This is a genomic window from Micropruina sp. (assembly GCF_047606665.1).
Classification (GTDB): Bacteria; Actinomycetota; Actinomycetes; order Propionibacteriales; family Propionibacteriaceae; genus Micropruina.
Genome location: NZ_JASGEF010000012.1, coordinates 85,592 through 104,096, shown reverse-complemented (window position 1 = coordinate 104,096; position 18,505 = coordinate 85,592). Strand labels below are relative to the sequence as shown.

Here is an 18,505-nt window from a genome sequence, read left to right as displayed (position 1 = left end):
TGCTGTCGTTCGGTCGGTGCCGGCAGCGCAACGATCTGGGCGACGCGGGGGCTGAGGTACTCGGTGATCCGCTTGATCGCACCGCCCTTGCCGGCGGCGTCCCGGCCCTCGAACACGATGACGAGCCGCTTGCCCTCGGTCCGGATCCATTCCTGCATCTCGACCAGTTCGGCCTGCAGACGCAGCAGTTCGGCCTCGTACAGCGCATTGTCGAGCTTGGGCAGCTTCTTCTTCTTCTCGCCCTTGCTCATCAGGCCTTGCTCGCCTTCGGACGCAATGCCCGGATGGCCTTGTCGGACTTGGTGAAGATGAGCGCGCTGGCGACGCCGCCGATGATCGGTCCGATGGTCGTGGAGATCACCGACCAGGTGAAGACCCCAGTGCCGGGGAAGGCGGAATCTCCGAAGCCCATCAGCAGCAACACCAAGCGCGGGCCGAGATCACGGGCGGGGTTGAAGCAGGCCTGAGAGATCGGTGCGAAGAACATCAGCAGCAGACCGATGGACGAACCGACGATCAGGCCGCCCGCCCAGTCCGGAACACGGCTGGCCGAACTGGCGCCGGTCGACAGGATGAAGAGCAGCAGGAAGGCGGTGCCGAGAACCTCGGCGGCGAAGCCGATCCAGAAGGAGTAGTTCTCGAAGCCGATTGTGCCGGCGAAGCCGGGGTTCGGGGCGTACGTGGTCAGCAGCGCGCCGACCTGCTCACTCTGGAAGTCGAAGCCCTTGGACTTGGCCCAGGCCTCCATCGCGGGCCGGAAGATCAGCACCAGCCCCGCCGCTCCCAGGAACCAGCCGACCATTTGGCAGACGATGTACAGCGGCACCAGGCGCCACGGATGTCGTCCGATCGAGGCCAGCGCCAGCGTCACCGCAGGGTTGAAGTGCGCGCCCGAGAGCGGACCCGCCACGTACACCGACAGGCCGATCGAGAACGCCCAGGTGTACACGACCGGGAAGATGTCGCTGAAGTACGGACCGTCCGCGGAACTCCAGAAGGTGGAGGTCAACCCAATACCGATACCGATGAAAGCCAGCAAGAAGCTGCCGAGGATCTCGCCAGTGATCATCGACGCCGTCGTCGGATGGATGTGATCGGAGGTGCCTACTTGGAAAAATTCGTCGTCCTCGTTAGGCATGGTCGGTCACCTCCCGCGCCGCCACTGAAAGCCGATACGTCATCTGAGTACCTCCTTGTACAAGCTCCCGCCACTCGACGGGATGTCGATTTCTTCTTTCGATGGCGCTCGACGTCGAGGGCCATCCGAACTGGGGACGGCGATGGCGGCGGCCGCCGCCAGCACCGGTCGGGTCATGCGCCGCGCTGGACCTTCGCCATCCGGTGCTGCAGGTCGACGGTGGCCGGGTGCAGTTCGCGGTAGGCCTGGTAGAACGGCTGGTAGGCCTCGCGAGCGCCCGGCGTCGGCTCGATCCGGCCGGTGTGCGTCGTCCAGTCGGAATCCTCGCTGACCAGGCCGGTCCCGACGCCGGCGAACATCGCGTCGCCGTAGCAGGCGCCCACGGACTGCTCGGTGAGCAGCTGCGTCATCCCGGTCACGTCGGCGATGATCTGCGGCCACAGTCCGCCGGTGGTGCCGCCGCCGACCGCAAAGGCGTGCTCGGTCGAGACGCCGGCCGCGCGCATCCCTTCGAGGATGTGCTCGACACCGAAGGCGGTCGCTTCCAGCAAAGCCCGGTACAGGTGACCACGGCCATGATTCAGGGTCAGGCCGAGGATCACGCCACGGGCGTCCGGATCCAACAACGGAGAACGCTCGCCGGCGAAGTACGGCAGTGCGATCAAACCGTTCGAGCCCGGTGGGACGGCCTTCGCCTCGGCACTCAGCTCGCCGAAGTGGAAGCCGCCGCCGCACAGGTCACGCAGCCATTTGGTCAGCGCGCCGGAGGTGGCCATGCCGGCGACCTGGTTGTAGGTGCCGGGGAACAGGTGCGCGTTGACCCACAACGGACGACCCGGAATGAATTTGTCGGTGACCGTGATGACCGTCATCGTCGACCCGTAGATCAGCACCGAATCACCCGGCTTGCGCACACCCACGCTCATCGCGTCGGCGAATGCGTCGATGGTTCCCGGAACAACCGGCGTCCCCACCGGCAGGCCGGTGATCTCCGCGGCCACCGGGGTGACCGTGCCGACCACCTGGGACGGCCAGACCAGCTCGGGCATCTTCAGGCCAGGCGCCAGATCTTCACACCACTCCTGCGCCCAGGTGCCCTTGCCCACGTCATACAGCGGCTCCGAGTACGACGCCGACACATGATCCAACACGTACGCGCCGGTCAGCTTGTAGGCGAGGTAGCTGCTGGCCATGAACCAGTACTTGGTCCGCGCCCACAGTTCGGGCTCGTGCCGCTGCAGCCACAGCATCCGTCCGCCCACCGATTGGGCGTTCAGCGGGTTGCCGCAGATCTCGATGATCTTGTCCTCGCCATACCGCTCAGTGATCTCGTCGAGCTCCGCGGTCGAGCGGGTGTCGATGCCGTACAGGATCGTCGGACGCAGCGGCTGCCCGGCGCCGTCCGCCGGCACGATGCACGGCCCGATACCCGACACGCCGACGCCGGCGATCACGCCGTCGGCCGCCTTCGGGATCAGCTCCGCGCAGATCGCCCGGAAGTCATGCCAGAACACACCCTCTGCATCCAACTCGGCCCAACCCGGCCGAGGAAGCGACACCATGTGCGGCTGTTCCGAGATGGCGATCACCTTGCCGTCGACGGTGGTCAAGGCACCCTTGCTGCTGCCGGTGCCGATGTCGACGCCCAACAGGTACTGCGGTCCAGTCATCGTTGACTCCTTCGTTCGTTACTGCGTGCTTCCACCTGGTGAGACCGTCCGCGATGACGGTCGCAATTCGGCTTCGTGCAAGGTGCTCAGGATGAGCATGAGACGGGGCACTGGGTGAAGCGTGCCGATCGCTTCTGCCGCACTCAGACCACCGAGGTGGAGGTTTCGACGGCATCGGTTGAGCCATCGACGTTGATTCGCGATATGACTTTTGGCCCGTCCAGGTTCTTCCGGACGAGACTTCCGACGGCGGTGATCGGGTAGTCGATGCCGTCGAAGATCAGGTTGTCGCCCGGCTGGATATCGGCCGTGGCCGGGCTGAACGCGATGGTATAGCAGCGGTCGGCGCCAATGGGAGGTGCCGAGTCGCCAAATAAGACGCACGGCAGAACGCACGCTCAATTGAGCGGGACCGCTCCGGCCGTCCGATCAGCCCCGGGACTTGCCGCCGCTGATCGTCACGGTGGTGCCGGTGATGTAGCTGGACCGGTCGGAGGTGAGGTAGCAGACCAGGTCGGCGACCTCGTCGAGCTTGCCGGGACGGCCGAGCGGGATGGTCTTGGCGTAGTCGGGGGAGAGGTTGTCGACGGTGGTGTTGCGGGTGTAGGCGAGCGCCTCGTTGTAGGCCGGGCTGCGCAGGCCGGTGGGTTCCAGGATGCCCGGGCCCACGCCGACCACCCGGACGCCGAGCGGGCCGAGTTCCTTCGACCAGGACAGGGTGAAGCCGTTCAGGGCCGCCTTGGACGCCGAGTAGGCCGACTGGCCCTTGGAGCCTTCGCTGCCGGATTCGGAGGTGACGTTGATGATCGTGCCGCTGCCGGCCCGGACCAGACGGCGGGCGACGGCCTGGGCCATCAGGAAGGCGCCCTTGACGTTGACCGCGAACATGAAGTCGAACGCCTTGGCGTCCAGCTCGTACTGAGGGGCCTCGCCGCGGGCGTCGACCAGCAGCCGGGGCAGGTTGACCCCGGCATTGTTGACCAGGGTGGTCGGCTCGCCCAGATCGGCGCAGACCCGGGCGACCGCGGTCTCGACCGATTCGGCGTCGGTGATGTCCACCTTGTAGGTGCGGGCGCCGGTCGCCTCGTCCACGCCGTCCTCGACGGACAGGTCGAAGCAGGCGACCGTCGCGCCCTCCCGGCACAGGCCTTCCACGATGTGCTTGCCGATGCCCGAGGCGCCGCCGGTGACGATGACGATCTTGTCGTCGAGTCCAAGCCAGTTCTGTGACATGTTGCCCTCCATTGCCGATTCGAATGAGTGCGCCAGATCCACGATGAGTGCGCGCGGTGGGCACTATAGCCGGGGCCGTCCGTGCGACTGGGGTCGATGCCCGCGCTGCGAGCCAGGCCCCCGGCACCGCTTGGGACTTCTGGGGTGCGATGAAGGTGGTGGGGCAGATCATGGGTGTGGTATCAACTGTTGCATGTGTAGTGGGAGGCCCTGCCGCATGTGCCGCGGCGTCCATCGTGTCATTCGGAGTGAGTTTGGCGAATCGAATTCACGATAGCGGCGGGCGATTTACCGCGCAGCACTGGATTGATACGGCACCGGATGCGGCGTCAATTTTTGTGAAACCGTTGAGATGGGCCAATCGTGGCCGCGCACGCTCGAAAACAAGGAGCGTGGCCGCTAGGGTCCTGCGGATCAAGAGGTATGTACCTAAGCGAGCGAAATATTATCGATGGCGACCGCATCTGGTGCGAGGTCACAAGGCAAGGAGCTATATGGCAGCATACCTGAGTCATCGCGGACGCTTCCTAGGTCGTTCGGCACTCTCGGCGCGGACGTCGGTAATGGCATTTCTCTAGGGCCCATGGCATGGAATCAGACGTCATTCTCGTCCTCTGGGCGATAGGGCTTGGTGGGGGCTTGAGATTCTCTTTGGGACGCATCGGTGACTGGCGCCTGTCGCCCGCATGGCTCTCTACTGTACGAATAATGTCTCTGAGTGGTCTTCTGATGTACCTTATTGGGCAGCCGTGGGCAAAGGCAGTAGCCGCCGTCCTGCTCGTAATGGCAAGTGGAATCGGAGTAGTACAGCTAGCCAGGACGTACCGTGGATCGAGAGAAGGGAAGGGGTGAGGTTTGGAGCGCCTTGTTCCCGTGCTGCTGGCGGACATCGTGCCGATCTGCACGCCCCGGCTGCGGCGCCGGGTGCGCTCGGTCATGGTCGCGCCATCGACGGCGCACCGCGACATTTCTAAGACACAGAAGAGGTGGCAGAGTCATTTCCACGCATTTAGCCATTCCAGGAACGGGAAACTCTGCTGCAGCGGGCCTTGGTGGCTTAGCTGCGTGACGGCGCTCACGGAAATTCCTCACTTCTGCTCATCGAAGTTCCCCACCCTGGGTCGCTCCCGCTCATGAGGCGGGCCTGTCTCGATGCTGGTGTTCTCTGACCACGCACCAGCTCGAGAGAGGCCCTGTTCTTCATGCTTTCAGAGGAGGATGACGTGGACATCCACGCGCTCAGACGGCAGGGGATGACGATCAGCGAGATCGCCCGCCGCACCGACCATGACCGCAAGACAATCCGGGCGTATCTGTCCGGGCAGCGCACCCCGGGGTGCGTCAGCGTGCCGCCCCGGACGCGTTCGCCGCGTTTTGACGGCGTCGGTGATGGCGGTGCGACGACCTCGCCAACCGCTACCGCCAATGGCTCCAAACCGCTTGACAACGCATAGGAGCATCACCCCCTATCCTTGGGCAGGTGATGAACGAGAAGACCACCCCGACTGGGGCCGGTTTCTCGCCCGCTACGCCGATCGTCTCGTCGAACATCAGCTATGGCTATGACCGGGCCGGCAGGCTCACCACTGTCAGCGACACTCGTAACGGTCAGTGCGCAGTGCGGCTGTATGGGTTCGACAGTCATGGCAACCGCACCAGGCAGACCAGCCGGAACCCGGGCGGCGGCGGAGCATGCGCGACCAGCGGCGGCACCACGCTCACGCGGGCCTTTGATGCTGCGGATCGGCCCACGTCCGGTGCCAACGGCGCCGGCAGCTACACCTATGACCCGCTCGGACGGCAAACCGGCATGCCGGCCGTCGATGGTCCCAACGGTGCGAACAAGACCATCAGCCTTGACTACTACGACACCGACTCCGCACGGAAGATCACCCAGGACGGCACCAGTACCACCTTCACCCTCGACGGTGCTGGACGTCGCTGGACCCAACCGTCAGTACCGGCGGTGTGACGAGTCAGACCCTGCAACGGCACTACACCGATGGTGGCGACAACCCGACCTGGACCGACGACACGCGCGGCGGGACAACCACAACCACCCGGTATGCAGAGTTGGCCTCTGGGAACCTCGGGCTCACCTTCACCACCACCGTGGGGACGACGAAGGCCGAGTTGGCGATTCCTGGGCTCCGCGGCGATATCGCCACCACCCTCACCATCCCGACCGGCTCGCACACCCACGACGGCACGGCGATCACCACCATCGATACCTGGGCCGACTACGATGAATACGGCCAACCCAAACAAGCCGTCACCCACAACCCCGGCGGCATCCAAGGCATCGGCTACGGCTGGCTCGGCCAACATGAACGCGCCACCACTGACACCGGCCTCATCCTCATGGGGGCCCGCCTCTACAACTCAGCCACCGGCACCTTCACCAGCCTCGACCCTACCTTGGGTAGCAATGAAACCGGTTATGGTTACCCCAATGATCCGATCAACTCGACGGATATTACCGGTCAATGGATGGAGCAGTGGGCCGGCGCTCTTGGTCTGATTAGTGACATTTCAGGGATGATCCCGAGCGCTCTATGTCCCGTGTGTGGTGGATTGTCGGCGGTCTCCGGGGTTGCGAGTGCAGCTCTGCACTATGCCTCAGGGAATGTTTCCGCCGCGAAGGCGCGCCTTATTAATACCGCAATTGGCCTGGTTGCGGGAACCGCAGGGCGACTGGCGACGAAAGCAATTATGGGCAAGGTGATTGCCGGGTGGTCGAAGGGGGCTACTACTGCGAAGCGGGCTGTGGTTGTTAAACGAAAAATCGCGAAACTTCGATATAAAATATCCCGACTAAAGACTCAAATTCGTCGCGCAGTGACATTGAAGAAGAATAGAGTGCATCGCGACTATGTCAGAGCCCAGCGAGCCGTCTCTCTATTCGGTGATAGCATTTCGTATGCGATCACAGCGTTCGCAAATCGACGAATGTCGGCATATTGATGACGTGGGAGTGGTGGGCCTTGGCTATCGCCGTGGGGTCGTGTGCGATTCTGACTGGAATCGATCCAGGCTGGGGGCATAGGTCCTGGGGAATCGCGATGGCTTTGCTGTGGCCGATTAGCGTTAGCATTGGAATGGCGCGTGCTGAATTCGTCGGGACAGATCCGGAGGATCTCGCCGTTGCGGGGGCTATTCTGATTGTTTCGCTAGAGATGTTCACCGGACTTCGGCCTGCAGTGCTTGCGTGGAGGCTGATGGAGCCCGAGGTGGTCGATCAGCCGGGCTTCAGATTCCGGGTTTGGGGAGGCTGGGTTGGGCTAGTGATCGGCATAGCGGCTGGGGTTCTTTATATAATGTCCAAGGATGCTATAGCAGGGTAAGGTTGAAGATCGCGGTTGGCCTAGATTCAGACCTTTCGGATCCGCACCCAGCTGACCTGGTGGTTCTCTCCCTTGCGCAGGATCGCGGTCGCCCGGCCGCGGGTGGGCCGGATGTTGAGTTCCAGGTTCGGGCCGTTGATGGTGTCCCAGAAGGTGGTCGCGGTGCGCAGCGCCTCGGCGTCCGACATCTCGGTGTAGCGGCGGAAGTACGATTTCGGGTCGCGGAATGCGGTGCTGCGCAGCGCGAAAAAGCGATCGATGTACCACTGCCTGATGAAGGCGGTGCGGGCGTCCACGTAGACGGTGAAGTCGAAGAAGTCGCTCACCGCCAGGGCCGTGCTGCCGTCCGAGCGGCGCCGGGCCGGCTGCAGCACGTTCAGTCCCTCGACGATCAGGATGTCGGGGTCGCGCACCACGATGCGCTGGTCGGGGACGATGTCGTAGGACAGGTGCGAATAGACCGGCGCGGTCACCTCGGACTTGCCGGACTTCACGTCGATCACGAATTGCAGCAGCGCCTGCCGGTCGTACGATTCCGGGAATCCCTTGCGGTGCGCGATGCCCATCGCCTCGAGAATGTGATTCGGGTAGAGGAACCCGTCGGTGGTCACCAGGTCGACCTTCGGACGCCGGGGTCCGCGCAGCAGCAGCTCCTGCAGCAACCGGGCGGTGGTCGACTTGCCGACCGCCACCGATCCGGCCACGCCGATCACGAACGGCACCTGCTTGTGATTGATGCCGAGAAAGTCGTGCGTGGTGCCGTACAGCGCCCCGGTCCGCTCCCAGTACAGGTTCAGCAGCTGGGTCAGCGGATGGTAGACCTGCCGCACCTCGTCGGAGTCGGTCGGGTCGCCCAAACCACGCAGCCGGGCCAGGGTGTCGGCGTCCAGATCCCACGGGACGGCCTCGGCGAGCTCGCTCCATTGGGTGCGGCTGAGCGCCACGTAGGGACCGTACGGGTCGTCCTCGGGGGCGAGCCGTGGATCCGTGGGAAGCAGGATGGGTTGCTGGTCCATGACACCTCGTTGGCTGGGCAGGTCACCAGTCTGCCCGGCCCGGCGCCATGGCACAGCGAGAACGCGCCCTTCGCCGCTGGGAATGGCGATTGACCGGAGTAACCCCCGGTAAAGTCCTCCGCATGTGCGGAATCATCGGATATGTCGGCCCACGCGATGCCAGCAAGGTGGTGGTCGAAGGGTTACGCCGGATGGAATATCGCGGTTACGACTCGGCCGGCGTGGCGGTGATTGCCGACGGGGCGATCGACGTCCGCAAGAAGGCCGGAAAGATCGCCAATCTGGACGTGGCGGCGGCGTCCGATCCGTTGGCGGTCAGCGAGACCGGCATCGGGCACACCCGGTGGGCGACCCACGGCGGCCCGACCGACCGCAACGCACACCCGCACGTGTCGGCAAACGGCCGGGTGGCGCTGATTCACAACGGCATCATCGAGAACTTCGCGCCGCTGCGCGCCGAACTCCAGGCCCAGGGCGTCGAGTTCCGCTCCGAGACCGACAGCGAGGTGGCCGCCCAGCTGCTCGGCAAGGCGGTCGAGGACGGCACCGATCTCGCCGACGCCATGCGGGGCGTCTGCAACCGGCTGCACGGCGCGTTCACCCTGGTCGCCATCGACACCGCCGAACCAGACCGGCTGGTCGCCGCCCGGCGCAACTCGCCGCTGGTGGTCGGCGTCGGCGACGGCGAGAACTTCGTCGCGTCCGATGTGGCGGCGTTCATCGAGTTCACCCGGCAGGCGATCGAGCTCGGCCAGGACCAGGTGGTCGACGTCACCCGCGACACCGTCACCGTCACCGACTTCGACGGGCGTCCGGCCGACTCGCACCCGTTCGAGGTGACCTGGGACCTCTCCGCCGCCGAGAAGCAGGGCTACGACTGGTTCATGCGCAAAGAGATCTACGAGCAGCCACAGGCGGTCGCCGACACGTTGCTCGGCCGGTACAACACCGACGGCTCGCTGAAGCTGGACGAACTGCACATTCCCGAAGCCGAACTGCGCACCATCGACAAGATCATCATCGTCGCCTGCGGCACCGCCTACTACGCCGGCATGGTGGCCAAGTACGCCATCGAGCACTGGACCCGGATCGCCTGCGAGGTCGAGATCGCCTCCGAATTCCGCTACCGCGACCCGATCATCACCCCGCGCACCCTGGTGGTGACGCTCAGCCAGTCGGGCGAGACCGCCGACACGCTGATGGCGATCCGGCACGCCCGCGAGCAGGGCGCCAAGGTGATCGCGATCTGCAACACCAACGGCGCCACCATTCCGCGCGAATCGGACGCCGTCATCTACACCCACGCCGGCCCCGAGATCGGCGTCGCCTCCACCAAGGGCTTCCTTACCCAGGTGGCCGCCTGCTACCTGCTCGGGCTCTACCTGGCCCAGGTCCGGGGGGCGAAATTCGGCGACGAGATCGCCGCGATCATGTCCGAGCTGGCCGCCGTCCCGCCGCTGATCCAGCGGGTGCTGGACGAGATCGAGCCGATCAAGCAGCTGGCCGCGAAGTACGCCGACACCGAATCTGTGCTCTTCCTGGGCCGGCACGTCGGCTACCCGGTGGCGCTGGAAGGCGCCCTGAAGCTGAAGGAGATCGCCTACCTGCACGCCGAGGGGTTCCCGGCCGGCGAGCTCAAGCACGGCCCGATCGCGCTGGTCGAAAACGGCATCCCGATCTTCGTGGTGGTGCCGCCGCAGGGCCGCGACCAACTGCACGACAAGGTGATCTCCAATATTCAAGAGGTCCGCGCACGGGGCGCGTTCACCGTCGTGCTGGCCGAGGACGACGATCACGAGGTGACGCCGTACGCCGACTTCCTGTTCCGGCTGCCCAAGGTGTCGACGCTGATGCAGCCGCTGGTCGCCACCGTGCCGCTGCAGATGTTCGCCTGCGAGGTGGCCTCGCTGAAGGGCTTCGATGTCGACCAGCCGCGCAACCTGGCGAAGTCGGTCACGGTCGAGTGATCGTCGGCATCGGAATCGACGTCTGCCCGGTCGAGCGGTTCGCCACGGCCGCCGCCCGGGAACGCCTGCTGACCAGGCTGTTCACCCCCGCCGAGCGGGATTCGTCGATGAACCGGATGGCCGGACGGTTCGCCGCCAAAGAGGCCCTGGCCAAGGCGCTGGGGGCGCCCGCCGGGCTGTCCTGGCACGATGCCGAGGTCCGCAAGGACGAGTGGGGCAAGCCCTACTTCCACTACACCGGCACGGTGGCCGCGCGGGTCGCCGAACTCGGCATCGCCACCGTGCACCTCTCCATCACCCACGACGCGGGCATCGCCGCCGCGGTGGTGGTCTGCGAGGCATGACGCGATGAAGGCTGCCTACCTGGCGGACACGATCCGCGCGGCGGAAGAGCCGCTGCTGGCGGCGCTGCCCGGCGTCCTGATGCAGCGGGCGGCGGCCGGGTTGGCGTCCGTGCTGCTCCGAGAACTGCGCGGGTTGCGCGGCGCCGTCTACGGCTCACGGGCGCTGCTGGTGGTCGGCGCGGGCAACAACGGCGGCGACGCGCTGTACGCCGGGGCCCGGTTGCTGGCCCGCGGGGTTGCGGTGGCGGCGTGGCGGACGTCGGGGCATGTCTATCGGGAGGCGTGGGCGGCGTTCCGGGCGGCCGGCGGCCGCGAGCTGGACGCAGTCGGCGCGGTCGCGGCGCTGGGCCGGGCCGACCTGGTGGTGGACGGCGTGCTGGGCATCGGCGGACGCCCTGGCCTGCGGGAACCGGTCGCCCTGTTCGCGCAGGCCTGCGCGGACGCCGGCGTGCCGGTGGTCGCCGTCGACCTGCCGTCCGGGCTGGCCGCGGATTCGCCTTCGTCGGTTGAGCTTGTCGAAACCGGGGTCTCGACAAGCTCGACCAACGGTGGGGTCTCCCACTTCACTGCAGCTCGTACCGTCACCTTCGGCGGGCTCAAATACTGTCAGGTGCTGCAGCCGGCGGCGTCGGCGTGCGGGGTGGTCGAGGTGATCGACATCGGGCTGGATCTACCCGCGGCCGACCTGCGCTGCTGGGAGCTCTCGGACGTCGCCGCGGCCTGGCCCTTCCCTGGCGCCACCAGCGACAAGTATTCCCGCGGCGTGGTCGGGCTCGACACCGGATCGGACGCCTACCCCGGCGCCGCGGTGCTCTCCACGCTGGGCGCGGTGCACGCCGGCGCGGGCATGGTCCGCTTCGCCGGTGCGCCGGCGGCGTCCGGACTGATCCGGTCGGAGACACCGAACGTGGTGTTCGGCACGGGACGGGTGCAGGCCCGTGTGCTGGGCTGCGGCTGGGGCGACAGTCCGGACGGCGCGGCCACCGTCGAGCGGGCGCTCGCAGACGGCGTCCCGCTGGTGCTGGACGCCGACGCGCTCCGCTTCCTGCCGGACGGGCAGCTGGGGGAGCAGGTCCTGCTCACCCCACATGCCGGCGAGCTGGCCCGGCTGCTGGACGCCGAACGGCCGGCGGTGGCCGCCGCCCCGATCGCCGCCGTCCAGGAGGCCGCCCGGCGGTACCGGGCGACAGTTCTGCTCAAGGGCGCCACCCAATACGTCGCCGGCCCGGACGGCGCGGTCGGGATCGCCGTCCCCGGCCCGCACTGGACGGCGCAGGCCGGCTCCGGCGACGTGCTGGCCGGCATCTGCGGAACCCTGCTGGCCGCCGGACTGAGCCCGGCCAGGGCCGCGCTGGCGGCGGCGTCCGTGCAGGCGATCGCCGCGGCACAGGCCCCCGGACCGCTTCCACCGCAGGAACTCGCCACCCGGCTGCCGGCGGCGATCGCCGGGCTGCGTGCTCCGTCATCCCGGACCCACCGGTCATCCCGGACTGATACGTGAATCCACGATTCACATCCACTCGGGGACGCGAACGCCAGGCCCATCCCGTCTTGATCCGGGATCCAGGTGCGCTCGCCCACGACTCGCTGGCCGGATAGCGGGCCGAGGATCGTCTGAACCCGCCGATGATGACAGAATCCGTGTGGCGCTGGTGTGCGGTGCCACCTGAATCCATTGACGAGGAGAACCCTGATGGACCAGCCCCTGGTGATCGTGCTGATCATCGCTGTGGTGGTGATTGCGATCCTGTACCTGATGCGCAAGCGTCAGTCCGGCGCCGCCCCAACTCAGCAGCCTGAGCCGCCGAGGGCGCAGCCCGCGCCGTCGGCGCCCGCCGCCCCCGCCGCGCCCGTCGCCGAGCCAGTGGTGGTGGTGCAGGCCGCTGCTGCCGGGCCGATCGACGACGAGAACGCCATCCTGAAGCTGCGTGCGATCACGCTGAGCGGCACCGCGACCACCAAGGACGAGGCCATCCGTGAGGCCGGCGGCCTGCTGATCGCCACCGGCGCGGTCGGTGAGAGCTACGTCGAGTCGATGTTCGAACGCGAACGTTCGGTGTCGACCTACATGGGCAACCTGCTGGCGATTCCGCACGGCACCAACGCTGAGATGGCGAAGATCGACTCGTCGGCCATCTCGGTGGTGCGCTACCCGAACGTGCTGGAGTGGAACGGCAACCCGGTGAAGTTCGTCATCGGCATCGCCGCCGCGCACGGCCAGCACCTCGAACTGCTCGGCCGGATCGCCGAGGTCTTCCTCGATGAGGCGCGGGTCACGCTGCTCGAGCAGGCCACGTCGGCTGAGGAGATCTGGGCCACCCTGTCCACCGTCAACGACTGAGGCCTCCCGGCAAGCCCACGCGCCGGGAGCGCGTCGGGCGCGCCGCAGCCAGCAGCGCACGCCGCTGGCCGAGGTACCACTCACGGGTGCGGGCCGCGCGGTGTTCGACCTGCGCCCAGTAGGCGACGAAGCCAGGGGTTCCTGCGTCCGAGCCGTCCTCGACGACCCGGTACAGCCAGTCGTGGTTGGCGACCACGGCGTCCACGAACTGCTCCGGATCGAAGTCGGCCCCGTAGGCGTCCAGGAAGAGGCGCAGTCGTTCCAACGACCGGCCGTGCCGCGGATCGTCGATGTACTCGTCGGCGCGCAGCGGCGTCCACAACCGGGCCGCCGCGGCGACGTCCCAGATCGGCAGGCCCGGTCCCGCCAGGTCGAAATCGATCAGCGCGACGGCGACGCCGTCGCGGAACACCACATTGGCGAGATTCGGGTCGCTGTGGCAGGCCAGCGTCCCGCGGAACGGTTCGGGTGGCGGACGCGACCAGCGCCACGGTGCCACATCGAAGTCGGCGACCGACTCGTGATAGTGGCGCAGCAGCTCGGCCACGCTGCGCAACGCCTCGTCGCCGAACATCCACGCCGCATAGGGCGGGACGACCGTGTCGCCGGGGACGAAGGTGAGCACCTCGCGGCCCTGATCGTCGATGCCCAGGAACCGCGGCGCGCCGTCGAAACCGACCTGTTCCAGGTGGTTCAGCAGCGCATGCACGCTGGGGGCGTGCGGACCGGGCGGCCGATGGACGGCGTCCCCGCGGCGCATGATGCGTCCCTTGTTGGCAGTGCCGCCGACCAACACCACCTCGGCGTCGTCAGGCTCGGAGGCGTTCACGACGAACCGGGCGGCTGATCGTGGGTGAGCAGCGCCTCGGCCAGCGACGAATGGGTCACCAGCATGGTGACCAGGCCGCTGCGCAGCGCGGCCAGCACCGCTGCGTGCTTGTCGCTGCCGTAGGGGATCGCGATCCGCTGGGACATAGCCCGGAACTGTGCGGCGTCCACGCTGATCATCCGCTCGTTGAACGGGGTGTGCAGCGGTTCGCCGTCGGCGGCCAGGCAGATGCCGGCCATCTCGGCACAGACGCCGGCCTGGGCGAGCGCCGTCCGCTCGGGCGGGGTCGCGGCCTGGTAGAGGGTGGACAGGCCGGGCGCCCAGCGGCCGATGCCGACCACGGCGACATCGGCCGAGGACGCCTTGCCGAAGGCGCGGACGATCTCGGGCTGGCGGCGCAACGCCAGGGCAGTGGCGGCGTCCGGCACCAGGAACGGCGCGAAATAGAGGTAGGCCGGGCCCTTGGTGACCCGGGCCAGATCGCGGACGATGTCGACGGCGGTGTCCTCGTCGAGCTGTCCGGTCAGGTCCTGCGGCAACACCCCGGTGAGCTGGACGACGGACGCCTGCGGAAGCCGACGCACCTGCCGCACCATCGACTGGACGCACCGCGCCCAGGCCAGTCCGATCAGGTCGCCGGCACCGACCACCTCGCCGAGCAAGTCGGCCGCGGCCCGGCCGAGCGCCGACCGCAGCGACTGCGGATCGCCCTCGGGGCAGTCGACCACCACCACATGCTCCAGCCCGAAGCGCTCCCGCAGCCGGATCGAGCGGTCCAGGTCGATGGTCCCGGACTGCTGAATCTCGATCCGCACCACGCCTTCCTGGCGGGCGACCTGCAGCAGCCGCGCCACCCGGAACCGGCTCAACCGGAGCTGGTCGGCGATCTCGACCTTGGTCATCCCGTCCAGGTAGTACAGTCGCGCGATCTCGGCGGCCAAGACGAGCTCGGCGGGCCCCTTGAAGGCCGTGGGCGGTGGCAGGTCGGGCGCGCTCATATGAGGGATGACGCTATCAGAGGATCGGTGGACGCCGACAGGCCTCAGTCCGGTGCCGGGCTCCCACGGCGGAGAATGGCGAGCCGATGGCCGCCTCGAGGGTGACTCGACAGATGAGTGCCTAGGGTCTCATCTTGAAGACTGCGGCAGTGGCGTGTAGCCGTCCGTCCGCGGGCGGTCTAGGGTTTTCAGATCACAACGTGCGGGGTGCTCGAGAGCAACGCGGCCGAGGTCCCGTGCAGACACTGAGGAGACACATGTCGACTACTAGTGCCGCGCCGAAGAGTTCGGCGCGCATTCACGTACAGAAGTTCGGGACGTTCCTGTCCAACATGGTGATGCCCAACATCGCTGCCTTCATCGCCTGGGGCTTCATCACCGCCATCTTCATCAAGGATGGCTGGATCAATTTGGCTTCGGGCGGCACGCTGCCCAACGACAGCTGGGTTGCCAAGATCGGCGGCTGGGGTGTCGACGCAGCCACCTGCGCGGCCAAGATCATGCTGCCGAACGGCGATTCGCAGGCGCTGACCGACGGGCTTCAGAACTGCTCCGCATACGGCGGCATGGTCGGCCCGATGATCACCTACCTGTTGCCCCTGCTGATCGCCTACACCGGCGGCAAGGTCGTCTACGACGTCCGCGGCGGTGTCGTCGGCGCGATTGCCTGCATGGGTGTGATCACCGGCACGTCGATCCCGATGTTCATGGGCGCCATGATCATGGGGCCCCTCGGCGGCTGGACCATGAAGAAGCTGGACGCCTTGTGGGACGGCAAGATCAGGCCGGGCTTCGAGATGCTGGTGAACAACTTCTCGGCCGGCATCTGGGGCATGATCCTGGCCATCTTCGGATTCTTCGTGATGGGCCCGATCGTGTCCGGCTTCAGTGGAATCCTCGGCGCCGGGGTCGGCTGGCTGGTCAGCTACCATCTGCTGCCGCTGACCTCGGTGATGATCGAGCCGGCCAAGATCCTGTTCCTGAACAATGCCATCAACCACGGCATCCTGACCCCGCTCGGCCTGGCACAGGCCGCCGAATCCGGCAAGTCGATCCTGTTCCTCCTCGAGGCGAATCCCGGGCCGGGTCTCGGCCTGCTGCTGGCCTATTCGGTCTTCGGCAAGGGCTCCGCCAAGGGCTCAGCGCCCGGCGCGGCGATCATCCACTTCTTCGGCGGCATTCACGAGATCTACTTCCCGTACGTGCTGATGAAGCCGGCGCTGATCATCGCGATGATCGGCGGTGGCGCGACCGGCGTAGCAGTCAACCAGCTGTTCGGCACCGGTCTGCGGGCGCCTGCGGCGCCGGGCTCGATCATCGCCATCTACGCCCAGACCGCAACCGACAGCTACCTGGGAGTGACCCTGGCGGTGCTGGCCGCGGCGGCAGCCACCTTCTTGATCGCGATGGTGATCCTGAAGACCGCCAAGGGGGGCGACGACGACCTCGCGGCGGCGACGGCGTCCATGGAGTCGATGAAGGGCAAGAAGTCCTCGATCTCGGCGTCCTTGGTCGGCGACTCGTCGTCCGGTGCTCGTGGCCCGATCAAGAACATCGTCTTCGCCTGCGACGCCGGCATGGGGTCGTCGGCGATGGGTGCTTCGGTGCTGCGCAAGAAGATCCAGTCCGCCGGGTTCACCGACGTGACCGTGATCAACAAGGCCATCTCGAACCTGACCGACACCTTCGACCTGGTGGTCAGCCACCAGGACCTGACCGACCGGGCCAAGCAGGGCACGCCGTCGGCGATCCACGTCTCGGTGGACAACTTCATGGCCAGTCCCCGGTACGACGAGGTGGTCGAGTTGTTGCAGCAGACCAACGGTGGTGCTCCGGCCCCGGTGTCCTCTGCGCCGGCCGCCCCGGCGCCCGTTGCGCCGGTCAGCGAGCCGACGTCCGAGGTCAACGAGGCGGACGCCGTGCTGAAGCTGTCGTCCATCGTTCTCCAAGGCATCGCGACCGACCGGGACGGCGCCATCACCGAGGCCGGCAATCTGCTGGTGGCTTCGGGGAACGTCGGCGCCGGCTACGTCGAGGCGATGCACGAGCGGGAGAAGTCGGTGTCCACCTACATGGGCAACCTGCTGGCGATTCCGCACGGCACCAACGAGGCCAAGTCGATGATCACCAAGTCGTCGATCTCGGTCGTCCGATACCCCAACGGCATCGACTGGAACGGCAATCAGGTGAAGTTCGTCATCGGTATCGCCGGCGCCGGCGACGATCATCTGGAACTGCTGGGGAAGATCGCTGGCGTGTTCCTCGACGAGGAGCAGATCGCCGGACTGGAGCAGGCGACGTCGCCGACGCAGGTGCGCGACGCATTCGGAAAGGTGAATGGCTGACATGAAGGCGGTGCACTTCGGAGCCGGCAACATCGGTCGCGGGTTCGTCGGGTTGTTGCTCAGCAACGCCGGCTACGAACTGGTCTTCGCCGATGTCGCCGAGTCCCTGATCGAGGCCCTGGCGAACTCGAACTCCTACGCCGTCAACGAAGTGGGCGACGACCCGCGCACCACCGTGGTGCGCGGGTACTCCGCCCTCAACTCGGCCAAGCAGGCCGACGAGTTGACCGTCGCCATCGCTGGGGCGGACATCGTCACCACGGCGGTCGGGGCGAACATCCTCAAATTCGTGGCCCCGGCGATCGCCGCGGGGATCGCGGCCCGGCCCACCGGGGCGTCCAAGGCGGCGGTGATGGCCTGCGAGAACGCGATCAACGGCACCGACATCCTGAAGGCCGAGGTGGAGAAGGCCTACGCCGGCGACGACCTGGCCGACCGGGCGCTGTTCGCGAACACCGCGGTCGACCGGATCGTCCCCGCTCAGGCGCCGGGCGCTGGCCTCGACGTCACCGTGGAGAACTACTTCGAGTGGGCGATCGAGACGCCGCCGTTCGAGGGCAACGTGCCCGAGATTCCCGGCGTGACCTGGGTGGAGAATCTGGAGCCGTACATCGAGCGCAAGCTGTTCACGGTGAACACCGGCCACGCCACCGCGGCCTGGTTCGGCTACGCCGCCGGCATCGAGAAGATCTCCGACGCGTTGAACGACCCGTCGGTGTCGGCAAAGGTGGCGGCGGCGCTGGCCGACACCAAATCGCTGATCGTCGCCAAGCACGGCATCGACGAGGCGGTGCAGAGCGCCTACGTGGCGAAGATCCTGAAGCGGTTCGCCAACCCGTTCCTGCCCGACACCACGCTGCGAGTCGGACGCGGACCGCTGCGCAAGCTGAGCCGGCACGACCGGTTCATCTCGCCGGCGTCCCAGCTCGCCGAACGGGGCATGTCCTGCGACGGCCTGCTGGCCGCGATCGGTGCCGGACTCCGCTTCGACACCGCCGACGACCCCGAGGCCGTCGAGCTGCAACGGCTGCTAGGCGAGTTGTCCGCCGAGGACGCGGTGGCTGAGATCACCGGGCTCGATCCGGACCATCCGCTCTACCCGGCCGTCCTGGAGGTCTTCGTCGCCCGCAAGGCGTGACCTGCACGAGATCGACGGCGCCCCGGAACCTCCGGGGCGCCGTCCGCATCTTCGGGGACGGTTCTTCCGCGTGCGAATCTCGCACGTCGGGGGACGGTTCTTCCGCGTGCGAAAAGCGAACGAGAAGAACCGTCCCCACGCG

The 18,505-nt window shown here is 66.9% G+C and carries 16 protein-coding genes and 1 pseudogene; 9 read left to right on the top strand and 8 right to left on the bottom strand.

What is annotated here, in order from left to right; all coding sequences use genetic code 11:
- The 5 genes and pseudogenes from QM619_RS03500 to QM619_RS03480 form a co-directional block, all read right to left on the bottom strand.
- Positions 1–251, bottom strand: a pseudogene (locus QM619_RS03500) (polyphosphate kinase 2); the annotation flags it as partial.
- Positions 251–1,138, bottom strand: coding sequence for an MIP/aquaporin family protein (locus QM619_RS03495; RefSeq protein WP_415104349.1), 888 nt, complete (start codon positions 1,136–1,138; stop codon positions 251–253). The pseudogene QM619_RS03500 and the gene QM619_RS03495, both read right to left, overlap by 1 nt.
- Positions 1,139–1,311: 173 nt before the next feature.
- Entirely contained in the window at positions 1,312–2,808 is a 1,497-nt protein-coding gene (locus tag QM619_RS03490; RefSeq protein WP_415104347.1) for an FGGY-family carbohydrate kinase, read from the bottom strand.
- A 143-nt stretch (positions 2,809–2,951) separates the two neighbouring features.
- Positions 2,952–3,197: a PTS glucitol/sorbitol transporter subunit IIA gene (locus QM619_RS03485; RefSeq protein WP_415104357.1), complete on the bottom strand. Its 246-nt coding sequence runs from the start codon at positions 3,195–3,197 to the stop codon at positions 2,952–2,954.
- A 40-nt stretch (positions 3,198–3,237) separates the two neighbouring features.
- Complete coding sequence (locus QM619_RS03480) at positions 3,238–4,041, bottom strand: sorbitol-6-phosphate dehydrogenase subunit (protein ID WP_415104345.1); 804 nt, start codon at positions 4,039–4,041, stop codon at positions 3,238–3,240.
- A gap of 1,223 nt (positions 4,042–5,264) precedes the next feature.
- On the opposite strand from QM619_RS03480, the gene QM619_RS03475 reads away from it, so the two are divergent.
- Genes QM619_RS03475 through QM619_RS03465 form a run of 3 tightly spaced genes read left to right on the top strand, consistent with a single transcriptional unit; the run spans position 5,265 to position 7,005 of the window.
- Positions 5,265–5,495 (top strand): helix-turn-helix domain-containing protein, encoded by a 231-nt coding sequence (locus QM619_RS03475; RefSeq protein ID WP_415104343.1) that lies wholly within the window; start codon positions 5,265–5,267, stop codon positions 5,493–5,495.
- Positions 5,496–5,524: 29 nt separating this feature from the next.
- Positions 5,525–6,013 (top strand): hypothetical protein, encoded by a 489-nt coding sequence (locus QM619_RS03470; protein WP_415104341.1) that lies wholly within the window; start codon positions 5,525–5,527, stop codon positions 6,011–6,013.
- Positions 6,010–7,005 carry an RHS repeat-associated core domain-containing protein gene (locus QM619_RS03465; RefSeq protein WP_415104339.1) on the top strand — a complete coding sequence of 332 codons (996 nt, stop codon included), beginning with the start codon at positions 6,010–6,012 and terminating at the stop codon, positions 7,003–7,005. The genes QM619_RS03470 and QM619_RS03465 overlap by 4 nt, the downstream gene beginning before the upstream one ends.
- A gap of 406 nt (positions 7,006–7,411) precedes the next feature.
- On the opposite strand, the gene coaA is transcribed toward QM619_RS03465, so the two are convergent.
- Entirely contained in the window at positions 7,412–8,401 is a 990-nt protein-coding gene (coaA, locus tag QM619_RS03460) for a type I pantothenate kinase (RefSeq protein ID WP_415104337.1), read from the bottom strand.
- A gap of 122 nt (positions 8,402–8,523) precedes the next feature.
- On the opposite strand from coaA, the gene glmS reads away from it, so the two are divergent.
- The 4 genes from glmS (at position 8,524) to QM619_RS03440 (ending at position 13,053) form a co-directional block, all read left to right on the top strand.
- Entirely contained in the window at positions 8,524–10,368 is a 1,845-nt protein-coding gene (gene glmS / locus QM619_RS03455) for a glutamine--fructose-6-phosphate transaminase (isomerizing) (RefSeq protein ID WP_415104335.1), read from the top strand.
- Positions 10,365–10,712 (top strand): holo-ACP synthase, encoded by a 348-nt coding sequence (locus QM619_RS03450; protein WP_415104333.1) that lies wholly within the window; start codon positions 10,365–10,367, stop codon positions 10,710–10,712. Before glmS ends, QM619_RS03450 begins: the two co-directional genes overlap by 4 nt.
- A 4-nt stretch (positions 10,713–10,716) precedes the next feature.
- Positions 10,717–12,213 (top strand): bifunctional ADP-dependent NAD(P)H-hydrate dehydratase/NAD(P)H-hydrate epimerase, encoded by a 1,497-nt coding sequence (locus tag QM619_RS03445; RefSeq protein ID WP_415104331.1) that lies wholly within the window; start codon positions 10,717–10,719, stop codon positions 12,211–12,213.
- 192 nt (positions 12,214–12,405) lie between these two features.
- The gene (locus QM619_RS03440; RefSeq protein ID WP_415104329.1) at positions 12,406–13,053 is read left to right on the top strand and encodes a PTS sugar transporter subunit IIA; all 648 of its coding nucleotides are present in this window, start codon (positions 12,406–12,408) and stop codon (positions 13,051–13,053) included.
- On the opposite strand, the gene QM619_RS03435 is transcribed toward QM619_RS03440, so the two are convergent.
- Together QM619_RS03435 and QM619_RS03430 are read right to left on the bottom strand one after the other, a co-directional pair.
- On the bottom strand, positions 13,043–13,882 hold the full coding sequence (locus QM619_RS03435; RefSeq protein WP_415104327.1) for a phosphotransferase: 840 nt from the start codon (positions 13,880–13,882) through the stop codon (positions 13,043–13,045). The genes QM619_RS03440 and QM619_RS03435 overlap by 11 nt on opposite strands.
- Positions 13,879–14,880, bottom strand: coding sequence for a sugar-binding transcriptional regulator (locus tag QM619_RS03430; protein WP_415104325.1), 1,002 nt, complete (start codon positions 14,878–14,880; stop codon positions 13,879–13,881). The genes QM619_RS03435 and QM619_RS03430 overlap by 4 nt, the downstream gene beginning before the upstream one ends.
- A 257-nt stretch (positions 14,881–15,137) precedes the next feature.
- Between QM619_RS03430 and QM619_RS03425 the strand changes: the two genes are divergently transcribed.
- Together QM619_RS03425 and QM619_RS03420 are read left to right on the top strand one after the other, a co-directional pair.
- On the top strand, positions 15,138–17,225 hold the full coding sequence (locus QM619_RS03425; protein WP_415104323.1) for a PTS mannitol transporter subunit IICBA: 2,088 nt from the start codon (positions 15,138–15,140) through the stop codon (positions 17,223–17,225).
- The gene (locus tag QM619_RS03420; RefSeq protein ID WP_415104321.1) at positions 17,218–18,363 is read left to right on the top strand and encodes a mannitol-1-phosphate 5-dehydrogenase; all 1,146 of its coding nucleotides are present in this window, start codon (positions 17,218–17,220) and stop codon (positions 18,361–18,363) included. The genes QM619_RS03425 and QM619_RS03420 overlap by 8 nt, the downstream gene beginning before the upstream one ends.
- Positions 18,364–18,505 lie beyond the last annotated feature (142 nt).